Origin of the sequence: Streptomyces albireticuli, from assembly GCF_002192455.1 — a bacterium.
In the GTDB taxonomy this organism is placed as follows: Bacteria; Actinomycetota; Actinomycetes; order Streptomycetales; family Streptomycetaceae; genus Streptomyces; species Streptomyces albireticuli_B.
On the sequence record NZ_CP021744.1, the window covers coordinates 5089514 to 5108706 of the forward strand.

15 protein-coding genes and 1 tRNA gene are annotated in these 19193 nt (G+C 73.7%); 8 read left to right on the forward strand and 8 right to left on the reverse strand.

What is annotated here, in order from left to right:
* Window positions 1-528: 528 nt before the first annotated feature.
* The 6 genes from SMD11_RS35945 to SMD11_RS22000 form a co-directional block, all read right to left on the reverse strand.
* Window positions 529-2433, reverse strand: a complete 1905-nt coding sequence (locus SMD11_RS35945) for a hypothetical protein (protein ID WP_087928067.1) — start codon at window positions 2431-2433, stop codon at window positions 529-531.
* A gap of 139 nt (window positions 2434-2572) precedes the next feature.
* On the reverse strand, window positions 2573-3361 hold the full coding sequence (locus tag SMD11_RS21980; RefSeq protein ID WP_087928068.1) for an ABC transporter permease: 789 nt from the start codon (window positions 3359-3361) through the stop codon (window positions 2573-2575).
* Window positions 3358-4332, reverse strand: a complete 975-nt coding sequence (locus tag SMD11_RS21985; protein ID WP_087928069.1) for an ATP-binding cassette domain-containing protein — start codon at window positions 4330-4332, stop codon at window positions 3358-3360. Before SMD11_RS21985 ends, SMD11_RS21980 begins: the two co-directional genes overlap by 4 nt.
* 75 nt (window positions 4333-4407) lie before the next feature.
* Complete coding sequence (locus SMD11_RS21990) at window positions 4408-5250, reverse strand: DUF4097 family beta strand repeat-containing protein (protein ID WP_087928070.1); 843 nt, start codon at window positions 5248-5250, stop codon at window positions 4408-4410.
* 80 nt (window positions 5251-5330) lie between these two features.
* Window positions 5331-5843 carry a hypothetical protein gene (locus SMD11_RS21995; RefSeq protein WP_087928071.1) on the reverse strand — a complete coding sequence of 171 codons (513 nt, stop codon included), beginning with the start codon at window positions 5841-5843 and terminating at the stop codon, window positions 5331-5333.
* An 820-nt stretch (window positions 5844-6663) separates the two neighbouring features.
* Window positions 6664-6736 (reverse strand) — tRNA-Arg (locus SMD11_RS22000).
* Between the two features lie 305 nt (window positions 6737-7041).
* Between SMD11_RS22000 and SMD11_RS36500 the strand changes: the two genes are divergently transcribed.
* From SMD11_RS36500 to SMD11_RS22035, 7 genes are all read left to right on the forward strand, one after another.
* A complete protein-coding gene (locus SMD11_RS36500; RefSeq protein WP_087930664.1) occupies window positions 7042-8700 on the forward strand; it encodes a dynamin family protein in 1659 nt (552 codons plus the stop codon).
* Window positions 8697-10958: a YfjP family GTPase gene (locus SMD11_RS22010; RefSeq protein ID WP_324614762.1), complete on the forward strand. Its 2262-nt coding sequence runs from the start codon at window positions 8697-8699 to the stop codon at window positions 10956-10958. Before SMD11_RS36500 ends, SMD11_RS22010 begins: the two co-directional genes overlap by 4 nt.
* 156 nt (window positions 10959-11114) lie before the next feature.
* Window positions 11115-11666 (forward strand): single-stranded DNA-binding protein, encoded by a 552-nt coding sequence (locus tag SMD11_RS22015; RefSeq protein ID WP_087928072.1) that lies wholly within the window; start codon window positions 11115-11117, stop codon window positions 11664-11666.
* A gap of 222 nt (window positions 11667-11888) precedes the next feature.
* Window positions 11889-13328: a Cys-Gln thioester bond-forming surface protein gene (locus tag SMD11_RS22020; RefSeq protein WP_087928073.1), complete on the forward strand. Its 1440-nt coding sequence runs from the start codon at window positions 11889-11891 to the stop codon at window positions 13326-13328.
* 254 nt (window positions 13329-13582) lie between these two features.
* Window positions 13583-15247 carry an energy-dependent translational throttle protein EttA gene (ettA, locus tag SMD11_RS22025; protein ID WP_087928074.1) on the forward strand — a complete coding sequence of 555 codons (1665 nt, stop codon included), beginning with the start codon at window positions 13583-13585 and terminating at the stop codon, window positions 15245-15247.
* A gap of 2 nt (window positions 15248-15249) precedes the next feature.
* A complete protein-coding gene (locus SMD11_RS22030) occupies window positions 15250-15714 on the forward strand; it encodes an acyl-CoA thioesterase (protein WP_087928075.1) in 465 nt (154 codons plus the stop codon).
* Window positions 15711-16472 carry a hypothetical protein gene (locus SMD11_RS22035; RefSeq protein ID WP_087928076.1) on the forward strand — a complete coding sequence of 254 codons (762 nt, stop codon included), beginning with the start codon at window positions 15711-15713 and terminating at the stop codon, window positions 16470-16472. Before SMD11_RS22030 ends, SMD11_RS22035 begins: the two co-directional genes overlap by 4 nt.
* Window positions 16473-16601: 129 nt before the next feature.
* Here SMD11_RS22035 and SMD11_RS22040 read toward each other — a convergent pair whose 3' ends face one another.
* Window positions 16602-17006 carry a globin gene (locus SMD11_RS22040; protein WP_087928077.1) on the reverse strand — a complete coding sequence of 135 codons (405 nt, stop codon included), beginning with the start codon at window positions 17004-17006 and terminating at the stop codon, window positions 16602-16604.
* Between the two features lie 92 nt (window positions 17007-17098).
* Between SMD11_RS22040 and SMD11_RS22045 the strand changes: the two genes are divergently transcribed.
* On the forward strand, window positions 17099-18064 hold the full coding sequence (locus tag SMD11_RS22045) for a methyltransferase domain-containing protein (RefSeq protein WP_087928078.1): 966 nt from the start codon (window positions 17099-17101) through the stop codon (window positions 18062-18064).
* 41 nt (window positions 18065-18105) lie between these two features.
* On the opposite strand, the gene SMD11_RS22050 is transcribed toward SMD11_RS22045, so the two are convergent.
* Window positions 18106-19101 carry an FHA domain-containing protein gene (locus SMD11_RS22050; protein ID WP_087928079.1) on the reverse strand — a complete coding sequence of 332 codons (996 nt, stop codon included), beginning with the start codon at window positions 19099-19101 and terminating at the stop codon, window positions 18106-18108.
* Window positions 19102-19193: the final 92 nt, after the last annotated feature.

Genomic DNA, 19193 nt, shown 5'->3' on the forward strand with positions numbered 1-19193 from the left:
TCCCGGGACCGGCGGGGGCGGCGCTCCGGGGATGCCCGGCTCGGCGGTCGGTTTCCGGCGCGACACCCTCGGTGACTTCGGCGGTGGGTGCGTGGGCGTTGCCCTGGCCCCGCTTCTTCCGGGACCGGTGGGGGCGGCGCTCCGGGGATGCCCGGCCCGGCGGCCGGCCTCCGGGCCGGCACCCTCGGAGACCTCGGCGACTTCGGCGGCGGGCGCCGGGGTCGGTAGGCGCGCGGGTGTCGCCCCGGCCCCGCCCCCTCCCGAAACGGGCGGGGGTGGCGCCCCGGGGATCCCCGGCTCGGCGGCCGGCCTCCGGCGCGGCACCCTCGACGACCTCGGCGGCGGACCGTCCGGTGCCCTGGGCGACCAGGAGGGCCGCGCCCCGCGCTACCCCCTGCGCCCTCGGTGGCCGGACGGGCCGGCAATCCGGTCCGTCCGCTTACCGGCCACCGCCCACCCGGGGGCCGGGGCGGAGCCCCGGATGAGGGAAGGGGCGGGTTGGGGAAAGAGCCCGCGGCCGCGCCACCCTCACCCGCCCACCTCCACCCGTTCCACCCCCACCCACCGCCGTCCCCCACCCGTCACCACCACAACCCCTTCCCCCACCGCCTCCTCGATCCCCTTCCCCCCGAGCCACCCGTAGAGCCCCGCCGCGTACGCCGCCGGATCGCACAGATCCACCCGCCCGTCCCCGTCGCACTCCGCGACCAGCCGCAGCACGTCCCCCGCGCGGGTCCGCACCACGCACCGCCCCGGCCCCGTCACGTACACGGCCATGCCGCACCCCGGGTGCCGGCCGAGGACCTCGGCGGCCCAGGCCGGAGGGGGCCCGAGGCGCGGGTCGTCGGCCGGGCCGTAGCGCAGGATGACGTCGGCGAGCCGCAGCCGGCCGGTGTCGGGGGTGTCCTCGTGCACGGCGGTGTGCGCGTCCCACCCGAAGCGGTCGTCAGGGTCGTGGGAGTCGCCGAGGTCGTCGTCGCGCGCGTCCGCGTACCGGACCACGGCGACCTCCGGCGGGCCGGTGCCGGTCACCCGGGTGAGTACGCGGACGGGCGCGGTCCGCTCGGCGGGCTCGTACGCGGGCAGCGGCAGCCGGTGCAACAGCGCGGGCCGGCCGGCCGGCTCGGGCAGGCCGATCAGCTCGTAGAAGGCCCGGCGGAGGAGCTCCGCGGACCGGCCCGGGTCGGAGGTGACCTGGGCGGCCAGGTCGCGGTAGCGGGCGGGGTCGTGGGTGTCGACGACGTGGTCGAGCTGTGCCCGCAGCCCGTCGTACGGCCGCAGGCGCGGCGCGGTCCGGCCGAGGGCGGCGACGGGCGAACCGGGGTCGAGGGCGCCGTCGGGGAAGGCGCCGAGGAGGACGGGCGTGCCGATGGCGGCGGCGTAGAAGGTGACGGACCCGTGGTCGCCGAGCACGCAGTCGGCGGCTATCAGCGCCTGCCGCCACCCTTCCAGCGGCGGTACGGGCGTCAGCCCGGCCCGGCACGCCCGGTCCAGCCAGGCCCGCACCTGGCCGGGGCCGTGGCCGTGCCAGATGTTGGGGTGGAGGACGGCGGCCGTCCGGTACTCGTCGGCGGGCAGCTCGGCCGCGAGCCGGGGGAGGAGGGAGGGCAGCAGGTCACCGCCGGCACCGCCCGCCGACGGGTCGCCGTCGCCGAAGAGCGCCCCCGGCGACCAGGTGGAGTTGACCACGACCAGCCGCTGCCCCGGCCCGACCCCGAGCGCCCGCCGGAACCGCTCCCGGTAGGGCAGGGCGTCGAGGATGCGGTCGAAACACGGGTCACCGGCGAGGACGGCGGTCGCGGCGGCCTCCGGGCAGGCGGCCCGCAGGCGGTCGAGCTGCTCGGGGTGGGACAGCACCGTCGCGGCGGCGAGGGGACGGCCGTCGTGCAACAGCCACTCGGGGGCGAGCCCGAAGACGGGAGCGGGGGCAGAGGCAGAGGCAGGGGCGTCCGGCGTCCGGCGTCCGGCGTCCGGCGTCCGGCGTCCGGCGTCCGGCGTCCGGCGTCCGGCGTCCGGCGTCCGGCGTCCGGCGTCCGGCGTCCGGCGTCCGGCGTCCGGCGTCGCCAATCTCTTATTGTATCCAATACCGTGCGAAAGTATGGCCAAATCGCCCTGGATGCACTCCAGTTCACCGCCGTAACTGGCCGAGACCGCGAGGTCCACGGGCGTGGCCTTGGCCTGCTCCCACGGCAGCACCGGCAGCCCGGCCTCCGCCATCAGCTCCGGGACCCCCGCGAGGAACGGCGACGACCCGGTGCACGTCACCAGCAGCTGCACCCGGGGATCGGCGTCGAACAGCGGGAGCACGTCGAGCAGCCGGGTCGCCGAGGTGACGTTGTGCACGACGAACAGCACCCGCCGGCACGCCGCCCGGGTGACCCACCGCCCGGCGTCGTCCCCCACGGGTACCCGCACCCACCCACCGTCGGCCATCGGCCCCCCTCTCCGCACGCGACCCTATGCCGCGCGGGTGCCGGGGAACGCGGACGGGGCGGCGTACGCCGACGGGAGGTCGGAGGACGCCGCCCTCGGGCGGGACGAGTCGAGGGGAGCGGCCGTCCCGGCCGCTCCGCTACCTCGGGTCGCGGTCGAAGACGGACTTCGACCAGAAGTAGCCGAGCACGGTGAGCGCCAGGCACCAGCCGACCGCGAGCCACCCGTTGTGCCCGATCTCCGTGCCGAGCAGCAGGCCGCGCAGGGTCTCGATGGTCGGTGTGAACGGCTGGTACTCGGCGATCGGCCGGAACCAGCCCGGCATCGCGTCGATGGGGACGAAGGCGCTCGAGATGAGCGGGAGGATGATCAGCGGCAGCGCGTTGTTGCTGGCCGCCTCGGCGTTCGGGCTGACCATGCCCATCCCGACCGCGATCCAGGTGAGCGCCAGGGCGACCAGGGCCATCAGCCCGAACGCCGCCAGCCACTCCAGGGCCGTGGCGCCCGTGGACCGGAAGCCGATCGCCACGGCGACGGCGCCGACCAGGACCACGCTGGCGACCGACTGGAGCACGCTGCCGATGACGTGCCCGATGAGCACGGACCCGCGGTGGATCGCCATCGTGCGGAAGCGGGCGATGATGCCCTCGGTCATGTCGTTGGAGACGGACACCGCGGTGCCGACCACGGTGCCTCCGATCGTCATCATCAGGATGCCCGGCACGACATAGGCGATGTACTCGGAGCGGTCGCCGCCGCCCATGCCCGCGCTCATCACGTCGCCGAAGATGTAGACGAAGAGCAGCAGCAGGACGATCGGCGTGAGCAGCAGGTTCAGGGTGAGGGACGGGTAGCGCCGCGCGTGCAGGAGGTTGCGGCGCAGCATCGTGGACGAGTCGCGGAGGGCGAGGGAGAGGGAGGAGCTCATCGGACAGCCTCCTTCGGCTGGTTGGAGGTGGTGAGGGCGAAGAAGACGTCGTCGAGGTCGGGGGTGTGCACGGTCAGCTCGTCCGCCTCGATGCCGACCGAGTCGAGCCAGTCGAGGATGGCGCGCAGTTCGCGCTGGCTGCCGTCGCTGGGGATCTGGAGCGACAGGGCCTCGTCGTTCCTGGTGACCTCGCGCAGCGCGGAGGCGGCGGCCTGGTACGCGACCGGGTCGGAGAACCGCAGCCGCACATGGCCGCCCGGGACGAGCCGCTTCAGCTCCTCGGCGGTGCCCTCGGCCGCGATCCGGCCGCCGTTCAGCACCGCGATGCGGTCGGCGAGTTCGTCGGCCTCCTCCAGGTACTGGGTGGTGAGGAAGACCGTCACGCCGTCGGAGACCAGCTCGCGGATGATGCTCCACATGTTGTGGCGGGAGCGCGGGTCGAGGCCGGTGGTCGGCTCGTCGAGGAAGATGATCCGCGGGCCGCCGACCAGGGTCATGGCGATGTCGAGGCGGCGCTTCATGCCGCCGGAGTAGGTCGAGGCGGGCTTCTTCGCCGCCGCCACCAGGTCGAAGCGTTCCAGCAGTCCGGCCGTGACCCGCCGCCCCTCGCGCCGGGACAGGTGGTGCAGGTCCGCCATGAGGAGCATGTTCTCCTCGCCGGTGATCAGCCCGTCGACGGCGGAGAACTGCCCGGTGACGCCGATCGCGGCGCGCACCCCGTGCGGTGACGTGGCGATGTCGTGCCCCGCGACCTGGGCCTGCCCGCCGTCGGCGGTGATGAGCGTGGACAGGATCTTCACGACGGTGGTCTTGCCGGCGCCGTTGGGTCCGAGCAGCGCGAATATCGAGCCGGCCGGGATGCGCAGGTCGATGCCGTCGAGGACGGTCTTGTCACCGTAGGACTTGCGCAGGCCGACGGTGGAGACGGCGGCCGGGGCCGGGTGGCCGTCGCCCAACCTGGATGTGGGCATGACAAAAGAAGGCATGGGGCCCTCCGTTCGAAGGCTGAGGTGAGGTGGGGGCGGGGCCGGTCGGGGGTGCGGTGCTCAGGCCTTGGCGCGGCGGATGTCGATGTTGCCGTGCCGGGTACGGGCGCGGATCCTGACGGTGTCCTCGGCCGTCTCCGGGGCCTCGGACGCGGTGAGCGTGTTGCGCACCTGCCCGGAGCCCGAGTTGACGTCGAGCCAGGCGGCGGTGCCCTCGCGGATGCCGACCTCGATGGCACCGTAGGCGGTCTCCAGCTGGACGGTGCCGCGGACCACCTCGCCCACCCGCAGGGTCCCGTGGGCGGTGGTGGCGGCGACCGATTCCTCCGCGCGGGCGATGTCGATGTCGCCGTTGGCCCCGCTCACCCGCAGTTCGCCGGTCGCGGCGCCGACGGTCGTGCTGCCGTGCGAGTTCTTCAGCACGGCGGGGCCGTGGACGAGGCCGACGCGCAGGCTGCCGGAGCTGGTGGTGATCTCGGCCGCGCCCTCGACCCGGTCCACGGTGATCGAGCCGTGGGAGGCGGTCAGCTTCAGCGGGCCGGTGGTGTCGAGGCGGACGTCGCCGGACGAGGTCTTCACGCTGGTCTCGCCGAGCCGGCCCGCGCCGAGCACCTGGGTCCAGGCGCCGGTCATGTCGACGCGCGAGCCGGTGGGCAGTTCGACCGTCACGTCGACGATGCCGGTGCGGCCGAAGGGCCCGGACTTGGGCGTCCTGACGGTCAGTACGCCGCTCGCGAAGCCGACCTCGGTCTGGCCGGCCGTCCGCACATCCCGGTCCTTCTCCGGGTCGCGGGGCCGGACCTCGACGACGGTGTCGAGTCGGTCACCCGCGATGAACTGGAGGGAACCGGCCTCCACGCGCGCCGTGGCCGAGATCGGTTCGGGGGTGTCGAAAGAAGGCATGGCTGTCCCGTCCTCGTGAGTCCTTGGGGCGTCCCCGCTGGTGGGACGTGTGTGGGTGAAGTGGTGCGGGCGGGGTGGCGCTAGCGCACCCAGCCCGTGAAGCTCTGTCCGACGGTCCGGGCCTTCTCCGCCGCACGCGGCCGGTTGCCGCCGTCGACCGCGGCCGAAACGGCGCGTACCAGCCACGCGTTGACCGACAACCCCTCACGGCTCGCGGCCTCCTCGGCGCGGGTCTTGAGGTGGGCCGGCAGCCGCAGATTGACGCGGGCGGTGCCGCCCTCGTCGCCGTCGGCCGGGGCCTTGAGCGGTTCGGCGGGCGCGACCGGCTCCGTGGTGGCACCACCGTCGGTGGGCGGTGGCGTCACCACGAAGTCGGGGTCCAGCCCGCGCAGCCGTACGTCGACCGAGCCGGGGGCGAGTTCACGGGTGATCTCGTCCATCGCGGCGGAGAGCACGTTGAGCATGGTCAGCCGGGTCGCCGACTCCAGAGGAGCGAGGAGCCGCTCGGCCAGCTCGCGCGCTTCGTCGCCGCCTGCCTCGGCGGCCACCGCGAGTTCACGGCGGAGGGTGTCGACATACGGGGTGAGGTCCATGACGTCATCATGGCACCACTATGGCGCCATGCGCAAACCCCGGAGGAGCCTTGGGCGGGGCGGACGGGCAGAAACTCGCTCTACCTGCGAAAACGTGCGTGGGGCCACCTGGATGGAGATGGCGTCGTGTGTGCTCACGGGGCGCTGGGGGTGCCGGCTGGCATCACATGGCACCACCTGGTGTCATGTGGTGCCATGTGGTGGTGCGGAGGGGTGTCGGCCCCCTTGCTCCGCCCCGCCTCGTCGCGCATGCCGGCCGGCTTCCGGAGCTCTGCGGGCTGGAAGACTTCCTGGTGGGTTGCGCCAACTCAGCGTACTGAACGGTGCGTTTGCGTGTCTTTTCCGACCAAAAGGGATTTTCTACAGTCTAATCTGATGTGTCAGACCCTTGAGGGCCGGGCCTCATTCGTCCGAAGCCTGATCTGTCTGGGCCCTCGTCGACGGGGTCCCAGGAAGTCCCTGGGGAAACCCCTGAGAAGGGGGCGCAAATGAGGTGTCATCGTCGGAGGTCTCCGCGCCGGTACGGCCGGAATGTGCATCAGGCGGCTCGACTGTGGGCTTCTCTCGCCACAGGCGTGTACTGGGCCCTCCGCCTGGTGCGCGAGCTCTGCATCGACCGGTAGCGGCAACTTCTGCCTCATGCGCAGAGGTTGACGCCATGACGGCCGGCCCGTGTCGCGGGCAGCGACCGAGCCGTCCACTCGGGGTGCGGCCGGCATGGACGGGTGCGAGACGGAAGCCGCCCGCCATGGCGCCCGACCTGGAAGGGCCACGCGAAAACGCCCCTCCCGGCAGGGAGGGGCGTGCGGTGCGGAGCGAGCGCCCCCGGCAGGACTCGAACCTGCGGCCAAGCGCTTAGAAGGCGCCTGCTCTATCCACTGAGCTACGGGGGCCGGTACGTGCGGCGGTCGCGGACGGCTGAAGCCCCGGGCTCGGTGGTGCCGTGACCTTGCCGGGGACAAGGATAGGGCTCCGCTCACCTCGTCCCGGTTGCTTCACCTCCGTGCCACGATGTGGAGGTTTGGTGAAGCGGTCCTGATAATCGCAGGCAGGTACGAATCTTGCATCGTTTTTTACGCATCAGGCGACGGGTGTTGTGTACTCGTTATGCCTGAGCAACATTCGCCACGCCTCGCGCGCCACGGGGCATACGCTTCAAAATCACCACAGAATTGGGCATTCTGCACCTGTGGCGACCTTGGACGTACGGCCCCGGCTGCTCGACGCGCTGACCGCACTGCGTGATCGTGTCGAAGCCGCGCGCTTCCCGCTCCCCCTTCCCGGCGCCGCCCGCGCCCGGCGAAACCGCGCCGAACTCCTGGCGCAACTCGATGACTACTTGGTGCCCCGGTTGTGCGCCCCCGAAGCCCCACTGCTCGCGGTGGTCGGGGGCTCCACCGGAGCCGGCAAGTCCACCTTGGTGAACTCCCTGGTGGGCCGGCGGGTCACTGAGGCGGGGGTCCTACGGCCGACGACCCGTACGCCAGTGCTGGTCTGCCACCCCGACGACCACCACTGGTTCGCCGGCACCCGGGTGCTGCCCGAGCTCCGCAGGGTCTGGGTGCCCGTCCAGGAGACGGTCCCCGAGCCGCACGCGGCCGGGGAGGCCGACGGCGGTGAGGGGAACGGCCTCGACACGGACCTCGACGCGGACACGGACGACGCGGGCGGCGAACTCCCCGCGCTGCGCATCGAGACCGACCGCACCCTCCCGCGCGGACTCGCCCTCCTCGACGCCCCCGACGTCGACTCCCTCGTCGCGCGCAACCGCGAGCTCGCGGCCGAGCTGATCTGCGCCGCCGACATCTGGGTACTCGTCACCACCGCCACCCGGTACGCCGATGCGGTGCCCTGGCACCTGCTGCGCACCGCCAAGGAGTACGACGTCACCCTCGTCACCGTCCTCGACCGGGTCCCGCACCAGGTCGCCCTGGAGGTGTCCCGGCACTACGCGGCGCTGCTCGCGGCCGCGGGCCTCGACGACGTGCCGAGCTTCACCATCCCCGAACTCCCCGAGTCCGCGGGCGGCGGCAGCGGACTGCTGCCCGCCACCGCCGTCGCGGGGCTGCGCGCCTGGCTCGACCAGCGCGCCCAGGACCCCGCAGCCCGCACCGTCGCCTCCGCCCGTACGGTCGCCGGGCTCCTCGCCTCGCTCCGCTCCCGCCTGCCCGCCCTGGCCGCCGCCGCGGCGATGCAGCACGCCGCCTCCGTAAGGCTGCTCCAGCGCGTCGAGGACGCGTACGGGCGCGCCTCCGACCGCGTGGGGCGGGAGATCACCGCGGGCGAGGTGCTGGCCGGCGACGCCCTCACCCACTGGCGCGGCCACCCGCACGACAGCACCGCGGACGAGCTGCTCACCGCGCTCACCGGCTCCCTCGCGGCCCTGCTGAGCTGCGCGGTCGCCGCCGCCGACGAGGACATCGCGACCTGCTCCGCCGGGGACCCGGCCGCCGGGACCGTGCTCGCCCCGCGCGACCCGGACGGCGCCGCCGGCCGGATCGGCGTGGCCGTACGGCGCTGGCGGCGCTGCCTGGAGGAGATCGCGGAGGAGGAGGTGCGGGCGGCCGAGCGGGGCGCGGGCGTCGACCCCGACCGGATCGGCGCGCTGCTCGCCGTCTCCCTCCTCGGCGGCCGCCGGGCCCGCGGCGAGGCCGGCGAGGGCCTCGCCGAAGCCCTCGGCGCCCAGGGCGTCCTGCGGCTCCGCGACCGCGGCCGACGGCTCCTCGCCGACTGCGTCGAGCACGTCCTCGACGCCGAACGGGACCGCCGCGCCGCGCCCCTCGAAGCCTTCGACGTCACCCCCGATCATCAGGTCGACCTCATCGCCGCCCTGTCCGTATTTCAGAGGGAGAGGTGACCACCGTGCCCCAGGCCGACAGCCACGACGTGGACGTAGCCGACAGCCGCACGGCCGGATCCGCGGCCGGTCCCGCCGACGGCGGTGCCGGCACCCGTGCCGCCGCCCACGCCGACGGCCGGACCGGCGACCGTGCCGACGGCCATGGGGACGACGGCCCCGGCGGCCGGTCCGAGCGCCGGGCCGCCGAGGAACCCCGCCGCCCGCGTGAGCACCCCGCCGAGCCCGGAGGAGCCGAGGACCGCCGCCCCGGCCTCGACGCCGAAGCCCTCCACCGCGCCTGGGACGACGGGCTGATCGCCCGCCGCGCCCGCCCGGAACGCCCGCCCCGGCAGGCGGAGGCACAGCCCCCGGTGAGCGCGCCCCCGCGCCCGCAGGCCGCCTTCGACCCCCGCTCCGCGGGCCCCCGTCTCGGCACCGTCCTGCGGCCGCGCCTGGACGCCCTGCGCGAGCTCGTAGGGCTCTCCGGAGCCCGTCTGGACCGGCGGACGCTCGCCGAGGCCGGCCGTGTCCTGGAGGAGGCCGCCGCACGTCAGCGGCTTTCGCTCGACCTTACGGTCGTCGCGCTCGCGGGTGCCACGGGCAGCGGCAAGTCCACCCTGTTCAACGCCCTCGCGCGCACCCAGCTCTCCGACACCGGTGTGCGCAGGCCGACCACGTCCGCCCCGATCGCCTGCGCCTGGACGGACCGGGCCGACCGGGCCGACGGGCTCCTGGACCGGCTCGGCATCCCGCCCAGGTCGCGGAGACAGCCCGTCCGCCCGTACGACCCGGGGCTGCACGGGCTCGTCCTGCTCGACCTGCCCGACCACGACTCGGCGTCGGCCGGCCACCGCGAACAGGTCGACCGGCTGCTGGCCCTGGTGGACGCCGTGATCTGGGTGGTGGACCCGGAGAAGTACGCGGACGCGGTGCTCCACGAGCGCTACCTGCGGCCGCTCGCCGGGTACGCCGAGGTGACCTTCGTCGTCCTCAACCAGATCGACCGGCTGTCGGAGGACGCCGCCGACCAGGTGCTGGACGACCTGCGGAGACTGCTCGACGAGGACGGCCTGGCGCTCGGCGAGCACGGCGAGCCGGGCGCCACCGTGCTCGCCCTGTCCGCCCTGACCGGCAAGGGCCTCGGTGAACTCCGCGAGACGCTCGCGCAGTTCACCGCCGCCAGGTCGGTCGCGGAGCGGCGGCTGATCGCCGACGTCGACGGCGTCTCGGCGCGGCTGCGGCCCGCGTACGTGGCCGACGGGCGGCCCGGCCTGACGGACCGCGCGCGCCAGGAGTTCGAGGACCGGCTGGCCGAGGCCGTCGGCGCCCAGGCGACCGGCCTGGCGGCGGAACGCGCGTGGCTGCGGGACGCCGGACGGGCCTGCGGGACGCCGTGGACGGTGGCGCTGCGCTGGTACGGGCGGCGGCGGGCGGCCTGGGGCGGCGGCCCGTCGGGCGGCCCCGCGACGGGTACGGGCACGGAGGCCCGTACGGACGCGGGCACCGGGGCGCGTACGGGCCCGGGGCACGCCGCCGGGCCCTTGCCCGACACCTTCCCGGACCCCGTCGCCGGGCGGGAGACCCCCGTCCCCCGGCCCGCCGCGCCGGTCCTCAGCCATGAGCCGTCCTCGCGCCGCACCGTCTCCCGCCCGCTCGTGGAGCAGGCCGTACGGACCCTCGCGTACGAGGCCTCCGCCGGGCTGCCCGACCCCTGGGCGCGGGCCGTGCGCGAGGCGGCCGGGCGCGGTGCGGAAGGGCTGGCCGACGCGCTCGACGCGGCGGCGGGAGCCCTGATGGCGGGCGGTTCGGCCGCGGTGGGACGGGGCCGCGGAGCACGTGCGTCCGCGGCGCGCGGCGGCCCTGGAGGCACGGGCTCCGGGCGTACGGGCGTGTGGCGCACCCGGGGCGGTGGGGCGCCCCGGGTGGTGCGGCCGGGCTGGTGGGCCGTGGCCGCGACCGCCCAGTGGGTGCTCTCGGCGCTGCAACTGCTGGGGACCGCGTGGTTGCTGGGGACCCTGTTCGGGATGTGCGCCGGGGAGTGGTGGATCGCCGGGCTGGTCCTCACGGGCGGCGGGGCGGGCGGCCCCGCGCTGGAGTGGGGGTGCCGGGTGGTGGCGCGCGGGCCGGCGCGGCGGCACGGGCTGGAGACGGAGCGCCGGCTGCGGAGCGTGGCGGCCGGCTGCGGGCGGGAGCGGGTGCTGGAGCCGGTCGCGGCGGAGCTCCTGCGGTACCGGGAGGTACGGGCCCAGTTCGTGATCGCGGCGGGCGGGGCCTGAGCCGAGGGGCGGTGGGTGAGACCCCTGTGGGGGGCCGCGTTGTCCACAACCGCCCGCGCGTCCACAGGGCCCGGCGAACTCCCGGCGAGGAAGGCAGCATGAGCTCACGTCAGCGCGGCGGCGCGTGGCGCGGAGCAGCGGGGGAGGCGGTCCGGAATGAACGAGACAGTGGTGACGGTCGTGGGAAACGTCGCGACGCAGCCCGACTTCAGGGAGGCGGCGAACGGCTCGGCCGTCTCACGGTTCCGGCTGGCGGCGACGGTGCGCCGCTGGGACCGCGGCAAGGAGGAGTGGGCGGACGCCTACACCAGCTTCTACACGGTGTGGGCCTGGCGGGCGCTCGCGGAGAACGTGGTGGCGTCCGTCGGCATCGGCGAACCGGTCATCGTGCGCGGGAAGTTGCGGATCCAGGAGCGGGAGGACGGGGACCGGCGGTGGCTGTCGGCGGACATCGACGCCGCGTCGATCGGCCATGACCTCGCCCGGGGCACCTCGGCCTTCCGCAGGGTGTCGCCGTCCAGGCCGCTGCCGATCGAACCGGTGCGGATGGTGGCGGCGGTGCCGGAGCGAGTACCGGAGCGCGTGACCGCCACGGCGTCGGCAGGAGCGGCGGAACGCGCATCGCGGCGGCCCCCGGAACAGGACGTAGAGCCGCCCCCGGAACGAGCCCCGCGACCGGCCTCGGAACCGGTCGTCGAACCGGCTTGAAATGGGGGATTTGCCCCAGTGATTTATCGATAATGCCAGGTCAGGTGGCGTGTGAGGGTAACGATTCCGATTCGGATCGGTTGAGCAGTGCCCTGAGTGGGGATGATCACCAGCTCGCTCTTTAAGATCACGTTCGCAGCACGTGGCAACGGGGGCGTCTGAGTTTTGAGTTCGCTGGCGAGGCGCATCGACATGGTTCTGCGATCGCCCGGAAGGAAATCGATGATTTCTGTCATGAGGCGGAGGGCTGTCCGCTGTGCCGCAGCGGCGCTGGTGTCGGGCCTGGCCGCGGTAGGCACGATAGCCGCGGGGGGACCGGCGGTGGCGGACGACGCGCCGCAGAGCCCCGGCGGGGTCACCGCCACGCTCGGCAGGATCACCGCGGGATCCGGCGCCGTCGTGCACGACCGGCGCAAGACCGGGGAGATGACGGCCGGTCTGTTCGAGATGAAGGTCGACGGCGGCGGCTCGCTCCAGACCTACTGCGTCGACATACTCACCAACACGGTGGACGGCGCGCGGTACAAGGAGGTGGGCTGGGGCGAGTCGTCCCTGCACGCCAACAAGAACGCCGGGAAGATCCGCTGGATCCTCCAGCACTCCTACCCCCAGGTGAACGACCTCGCCGCGCTCGCCAAGGACGCCGACACGGGCGCGCTGAACGCCGATACGGCCGCCGCCGGCACCCAGGTCGCCATCTGGCGCTACTCCGACGGCGTCGAGGTCGACGCCAAGGACCCCGCCGCCGAGAAGCTCGCCGACTACCTCTACAAGAACGCCCGCGACACCGACGAGCCCGAGGCGTCGCTCAGGCTGACCCCGCCGGCGGTCTCCGGGCGGTCCGGCCAGAAGCTCGGCCCGGTCACCGTCCACACCAACGCGAGCAGCGTCACCGTCAGCCCCTCCGGTGAGGCCGCCGCCAAGGGCGTGCGGATCGTCGACAAGGACGGCAAGCCGGTCACCTCCACGCGCGACGGCGGCGAGCTCTTCTTCGACGTGCGGCCGGGCGTCCGCGACGGCTCCCTGGCCCTGCGGGCCATGGCCGCCACCAAGGTCCCGGTCGGCCGGGTCTTCATCGGCGACCACACCACGACGCAGACCCAGATCCTGGCCGGCTCCAGCGAGAGCACGGTCTCGGCCTCCGCCACGGCCACCTGGGCGACGAAGGGCGCCATCCCGGCCCTCTCCGCCCGGAAGAACTGCGCCAAGGGCGGCGTGGAGGTCACCGCCGACAACCAGGGCGACGCCCCCTACACCTTCGAGCTCGACGGAGCGAAGCACACCGTCCCGGCCGGCCGGACGGAGACGATCTTCGTGAAGGTGGCCGAGGACCAGGCCTACAAGTTCACGATCAGGGGACCGCACGGGCTCGCCCGGACCTTCTCCGGGATCCTGGACTGCGCGACGGCGGAGACCGGCGCGGCCGCCACCACCGACGGCGGCGGGGCCGGCACCAAGGCCACCCTCGCCTCCCGGATGAGCCCGGCCTCGACGGGCGGCACGGGCAAGGGCACCGTCAACGCCTCCGTGGACGGTGACCTCGCGGTCACGGGCGGTGGCAACGCCAACCCCACGTTCACCGGAATAGCGATCGCCCTGATCGTCGTCGGCAGCGGCGCGGTCTACCTCCTGCGCCGGGAGAAGGCGGCCTCCGGGGAGTGACCCCGGGCGTCCTCGGGCGGGGCCGGTGATCGAATCCGCTGATCACCGGCTCGCGGCCGCCGTCTCCGGCCGCCCCCCGGCCGCCTCCGGTCACCGCGAGCCGCCCCGGACAGGCGGCCGCGGGGCCCGGACCGGAGCGAGATCGTCGGCCAACCCGTTTCCGTCAAGGGGTACCGGTGCGGCAAGATGGGGTGTATCTGCCCTCACGCGGCGGAGCCGCACATTGGCCCTTCTCGATTGCCGGACGGTTTCTCTTGGCTGAGTACATCTACACCATGCGCAAGACGCGCAAGGCGCACGGCGACAAGGTCATCCTCGATGACGTGACGCTGAGCTTCCTGCCCGGTGCGAAGATCGGTGTGGTCGGCCCCAACGGTGCCGGTAAGTCCACCGTCCTCAAGATCATGGCCGGTCTGGAGCAGCCGTCGAACGGTGACGCGTTCCTGTCGCCGGGCTACACCGTCGGCATCCTCATGCAGGAGCCGAAGCTCGACGAGTCCAAGACCGTCCTGGAGAACGTCGAGGACGGCGTCGCGGAGATCAAGGGGAAGCTCAACCGCTTCAACGAGATCGCCGAGCTGATGGCGACGGACTACTCCGACGCCCTGCTCGACGAGATGGGCAAGCTCCAGGAGGAGCTGGACCACGCCAACGCCTGGGACCTCGACGCCCAGCTGGAGCAGGCCATGGACGCCCTGGGCTGCCCGCCCGGCGACTGGCCGGTCAACAACCTCTCCGGTGGCGAGAAGCGCCGTGTCGCGCTCTGCAAGCTGCTGCTGGAGGCCCCCGACCTGCTGCTGCTCGACGAGCCCACCAACCACCTCGACGCCGAGTCGGTCAACTGGCTGGAGCAGCACCTCTCGAAGTACGCGGGCACCGTCGTGGCGATCACCCACGACCGCTACTTCCTCGACAACGTCGCCGAGTGGATCCTGGAGCTCGACCGCGGCCGCGCGCTCGCCTACGAGGGCAACTACTCCACGTACCTGGAGAGCAAGCAGGCCCGTCTGAAGGTCGAGGGCCAGAAGGACGCCAAGCGCGCCAAGCGGCTCAAGGAAGAGCTGGAGTGGGTCCGCTCCAACGCCAAGGGCCGTCAGGCCAAGTCCAAGGCCCGTCTCGCTCGCTACGAGGAGATGGCCGCCGAGGCCGACAAGATGCGGAAGCTGGACTTCGAGGAGATCCAGATCCCGCCGGGCCCGCGCCTGGGCTCCATCGTCGTCGAGGTCAACAACCTCTCCAAGGCCTTCGGCGAGAAGGTCCTGATCGACGACCTGTCCTTCACCCTGCCGCGCAACGGCATCGTGGGCGTCATCGGCCCGAACGGCGCCGGCAAGACCACGCTGTTCAAGATGATCCAGGGTCTGGAGACCCCGGACGGCGGTTCGATCAAGGTCGGCGAGACCGTCAAGATCTCGTACGTCGACCAGAGCCGCGCCAACATCGACCCCAAGAAGACGCTGTGGGCCGTCGTCTCCGACGAGCTGGACTACATCAACGTCGGCCACGTCGAGATGCCGTCCCGCGCCTACGTCTCCGCGTTCGGCTTCAAGGGCCCGGACCAGCAGAAGCCGGCCGGGGTCCTCTCCGGTGGTGAGCGCAACCGCCTGAACCTCGCGCTCACCCTCAAGCAGGGCGGCAACCTGCTCCTCCTCGACGAGCCGACCAACGACCTCGACGTCGAGACCCTGTCCTCCCTCGAGAACGCCCTGCTCGACTTCCCCGGTGCCGCTGTGGTCGTCTCCCACGACCGCTGGTTCCTGGACCGGGTGGCCACGCACATCCTGGCCTACGAGGGCGACTCCAAGTGGTTCTGGTTCGAGGGCAACTTCGAGTCCTACGAGAAGAACAAGATCGAGCGCCTCGGCCCGGACGCCTCCCGTCCGCACCGCGCCACGTACAAGAAGCTCACCCGGGGCTGACCGTGGCGCGCCACCTCTACTCCTGCCCCCTGCGCTGGTCGGACATGGACGCCTTCGGCCATGTGAACAACGCGGTCTTCATCCGGTACCTCGAAGAGGCGCGGATCGACTTCATGTTCCGGCTGGCGCCGGGGGAGGGCAGCACGTCGTTCCAGGGCGGGTCCGTCGTGGCCCGGCACGAGATCGACTATCTGCGCCCCCTGGTCCACCGGCATGCGCCGGTGACCGTGGAGACGTGGGTGACGAAGGTGGGCGCGGCCTCCCTGACCGTCGCCTACGAGGTGAAGGACGAGGAGCAGATCTACGTCCGGGCCTCCACCGTCGTCGTGCCCTACGACTTCGAGGCCGGCCGGCCCCGCCGGATCACCGCCGAGGAGCGGATGTTCCTGGCGGACTTCCAGGACGACGCCGGCCGGGAAGGCCAGGAGGAGCCGGGCACGCCCGCGAAGGGGGCCGTCGCCGCATGACGGCGCACCGGGCTCCGTACGGGCAGCGGCTGGGTTTCGCCGACGCCGGGGAGGCGGCCGACCTGGTCGCCTTCCTGGCCCGGCTGATCCACTACGACCGTGCCGCCGCCGTCCGGCTCCAGGCCGGCGGCGGTGTGCTCGCCGTCTTCGGCCGCCCGCCGTCCTTCGAGGTCCTCGCCATCCGCACCGCGCGGCTGGCCGGGGACGCCGGGGACACACCGTTCGACACCACGGTCTCGGCGGGTCAGCTCGCCGACGCCCTGGACACCGCGGGCCGCACGGCCTCCGGTGGGCTGGAGATCACCGTCCCCGACGCCGTCACCGGCCCGCCCTGGGCCGGAGTGCTGCCGCCGCGCGGCGGTTGGCAGCGCGTCGAGGGCCTGCCCGACGTGACCGCCGCGCGGGGCGCCGTCGCCGCCGCCGTGGCGGAGTTCCGCGCGCGGGACGAGGCACTGCCCGAGCAGCACCGCACGCGCGGTGAGCGCGACCGCATCGGCCGCGAGATCTGGTCCCGCACGCTGGGGGAGACGGGCCTGCCGCTGCGCGCGGTGCACGCGGCGCAGTCGCTGGGCTTCCTGCGGCCGCTGCCCTCGGGCACGGTCGTCCGGCAGGCGGCCCGGGCCGGCGGGGGCGTCGCGCTGGCCCCCGAGCCGCTGACGCTGTTCGCGGCGGGGGGATGGCTGCGGTTGCGCACGCCGTACGGGTCGGTGGCGGTGCGTGTGGGTGGGGTCACGGGGCTTACGGTCACGCCGGCCTGACTCGGGCGGGTACCGCCCTGCGGGGCCCTTTCCCCAGCCCCGCCCCTTCCCGAAACCGGGGCTCCGCCCCGGACCCCGGTCCTCAAGCGCCGGACGGGCTGGATTTTCCGCCGGCCCGGTCGATACCGCTCAGCCCGGTGTGTTCACCATCGACGCCGCCGCGTACGTCAGGTAGTTCCACAGCTGCTCCGCGTGCGCCGGAGCCAGCTCCAGCTCGTCGACCGCCACCTTCATGTGCCGCAGCCACGCGTCGTGCGCGGCCCGGTCCACCGTGAACGGCGCGTGCCGCATCCGCAGCCGGGGGTGGCCGCGGTTGTCGCTGTAGGTGCGGGGGCCGCCCCAGTACTGCATGAGGAAGAGCACCAGGCGCTCCTCGGCGGGGCCGAGGTCCTCCTCCGGGTACATCGGCCGCAGCAGGGGATCCTCGGCGACCCCCTGGTAGAAGCGGTGGACCAGGCGCCGGAAGGTCTCCTCGCCGCCGACCTGCTCGTAGAAGGTCTGCTCCTGAAGCGTGCCGCGCGGAATCTTGTTCACCCTTCCATGGTCTCAGACCGACCGGCCGAGGACCGGCGGTCCAGGACCTCCGGTACTTCGCGCGACGCGCCGCGGCGGCGCACAGTGGAGTCATGGGCGAGCTGAGCGCGGACCTGCGGGAGCGGCTGGTCGAAAGACTCCAGGCCGAGGGGGAGCTCGGCGACCCCCGGTGGCGGGCCGCCTTCGCGGAGGTGCCGAGGGAGCTGTTCGTCCCCGCCTATTACGCGGGGATCCCCGGCGGCTACCGGCGGCTCTCGCGCGACGACCCCGACCCCCGCGGCCGTGCCGCCTGGCTGACCGGGGCCTACGCGGACGAGCCGCTGGCCACCCACCTCCGGGACGGGGAGCTGATCTCCTCCAGCAGTCAGCCGTCCCTGATGGCCATGATGCTGGCGGCCCTGGACGTCCACGACGGCCACCGGGTCCTGGAGATCGGCGCCGGCACCGGCTACAACGCGGCGCTGCTCGCGCACCGGCTCGGCGACGACGCCGTCACCACCGTGGACCTCGACGCGGAGATCACCGACGCCGCCCGCGCCCATCTCGCGGAGGCCGGCTTCCACCCCACGGTCGTCACCGGCGACGGGGCGCTCGGCTGTCCCTCCCGCGCCCCCTTCGACCGGACGATGGCGACGTGCGCCCTCCCGTCCGTACCGCCCTCCTGGCTCGCGCAGAGCAGCCCGAACGCGCTGATCCTCGCCCCGCTCGCCACCGGTCTGATCGCGCTGCGGGTCAGGGACGCCACGCACGCGGAGGGCCGGTTCCTGCGGACGCCCGCCTACTTCGTACCGCTGCGGGGCGGTGTCCCGGCACCGGCGCCGCCTTCGTACGGCACCGGCGGCATCCCCTGCGGACTGCTCCGGAATGATCGATTCCGGTTCCTGCTGGCGCTGACCGCCGGGCGGCTGGACCCGGCCGACGCCCTCGCCTTCTGGCGCGACGAGGGCCGCCCGCCGCGCGAGCGCTTCGGCGTGACCGTGGCCGACGGGCGCCAGTGGGCCTGGCTGGACACCCCGCGCAGCCCCTGGCGCTGGCCGCTGGACGGGCCCGCCGACTGACCGGGTGCGGGGGGCGCCGCCATACGGGCCGCCCTCCTCGGTCAGCCTCGGCGCAGGGTGATCGTCGTCCAGGCGCCCACGTGCACCCGGTCGCCCTCGCTCAGCGGCACCGGCACATACGGCTGGATCGGGTCCTCCGAGCCGTTGATCGTGGTGCCGTTGGTGGAGTCCTGGTCCACGACCGCCCAGCTGCCGTCCGGCTGCTGGACGAACATGGCGTGCTGGTGCGAGACGCCCGGGTCCTCCGGCGGCCGGGACAGGTCGATGTCCGGGGACTCGCCCGTGCTGTGCCGGCGGCGGCCCACGGTCACCTGGTGGCCGGCGAGCGGCAGTTGCAGCTCGGGGGAGTACGCCGGGAGGTTGAGCCCGGCGGCCTCGGGGCCGCTGCGGTTCATCATCGCCATGAAGTACTCACGGTCCGGCGCGATCACCGCGACCCAGCCGGCCGGCTGGACGGGCGGCGCGGCCTGCGGCGGCACGCCCGAGGGCACGCCCTCCGCCGTGTGCGGCTCGTACGGGTACTGCGGCGCGGACGGGGGCGGGGGCGGCGCCTGGCCGGCGCTCGGCGGGGACAGCAGCCAGTCGTCCCCGGCGTCGTCGCCGTAGGACGGCGACGGCGGGTGGGTCTGCGGGGTGAGCGGCTCGGCCGGCCGGTTGATCCGGGACGGCCGCGAGCCGTAGTACTCGTACGACTGCGGCGGCTGGGTGTGCTGCGGCGGGGGCGGCGGCGCCGACTGGAGGCCCTGCGGCTGCGACACCGGGGGCGGCCCGAAGGAACCACCCGGCGGGGCCGCGAAATTGTGGCGGCACTCCTCGCAGAAGGGCGCCTGCGCCTCGCGGGGCGTGCGGCACCGCGGGCACAGCTCGGCCTGGACGGTCGGGTCGCCGAAGCCGTAGCCGCCGGGCGTGCTCAGCGGCGGGCCGGCGGGCGGGGGCGGCGGGGGGACGGCGCCCGGGGCGGTCGCCGACATCCGGTGGCCGCACACCTCGCACCAGTCGTCGGCCGCCGACTGGTGGCCGTTCGGGCAGGTCGGCATGTCGGTTGATTCCCCCTCGTGTGCCGTTCGTCGTCGGGCTCGCGCCGCAGGTACCGCGAAGTCTTCCGGTCGTGGAGCGGTGGAGCGGCGGT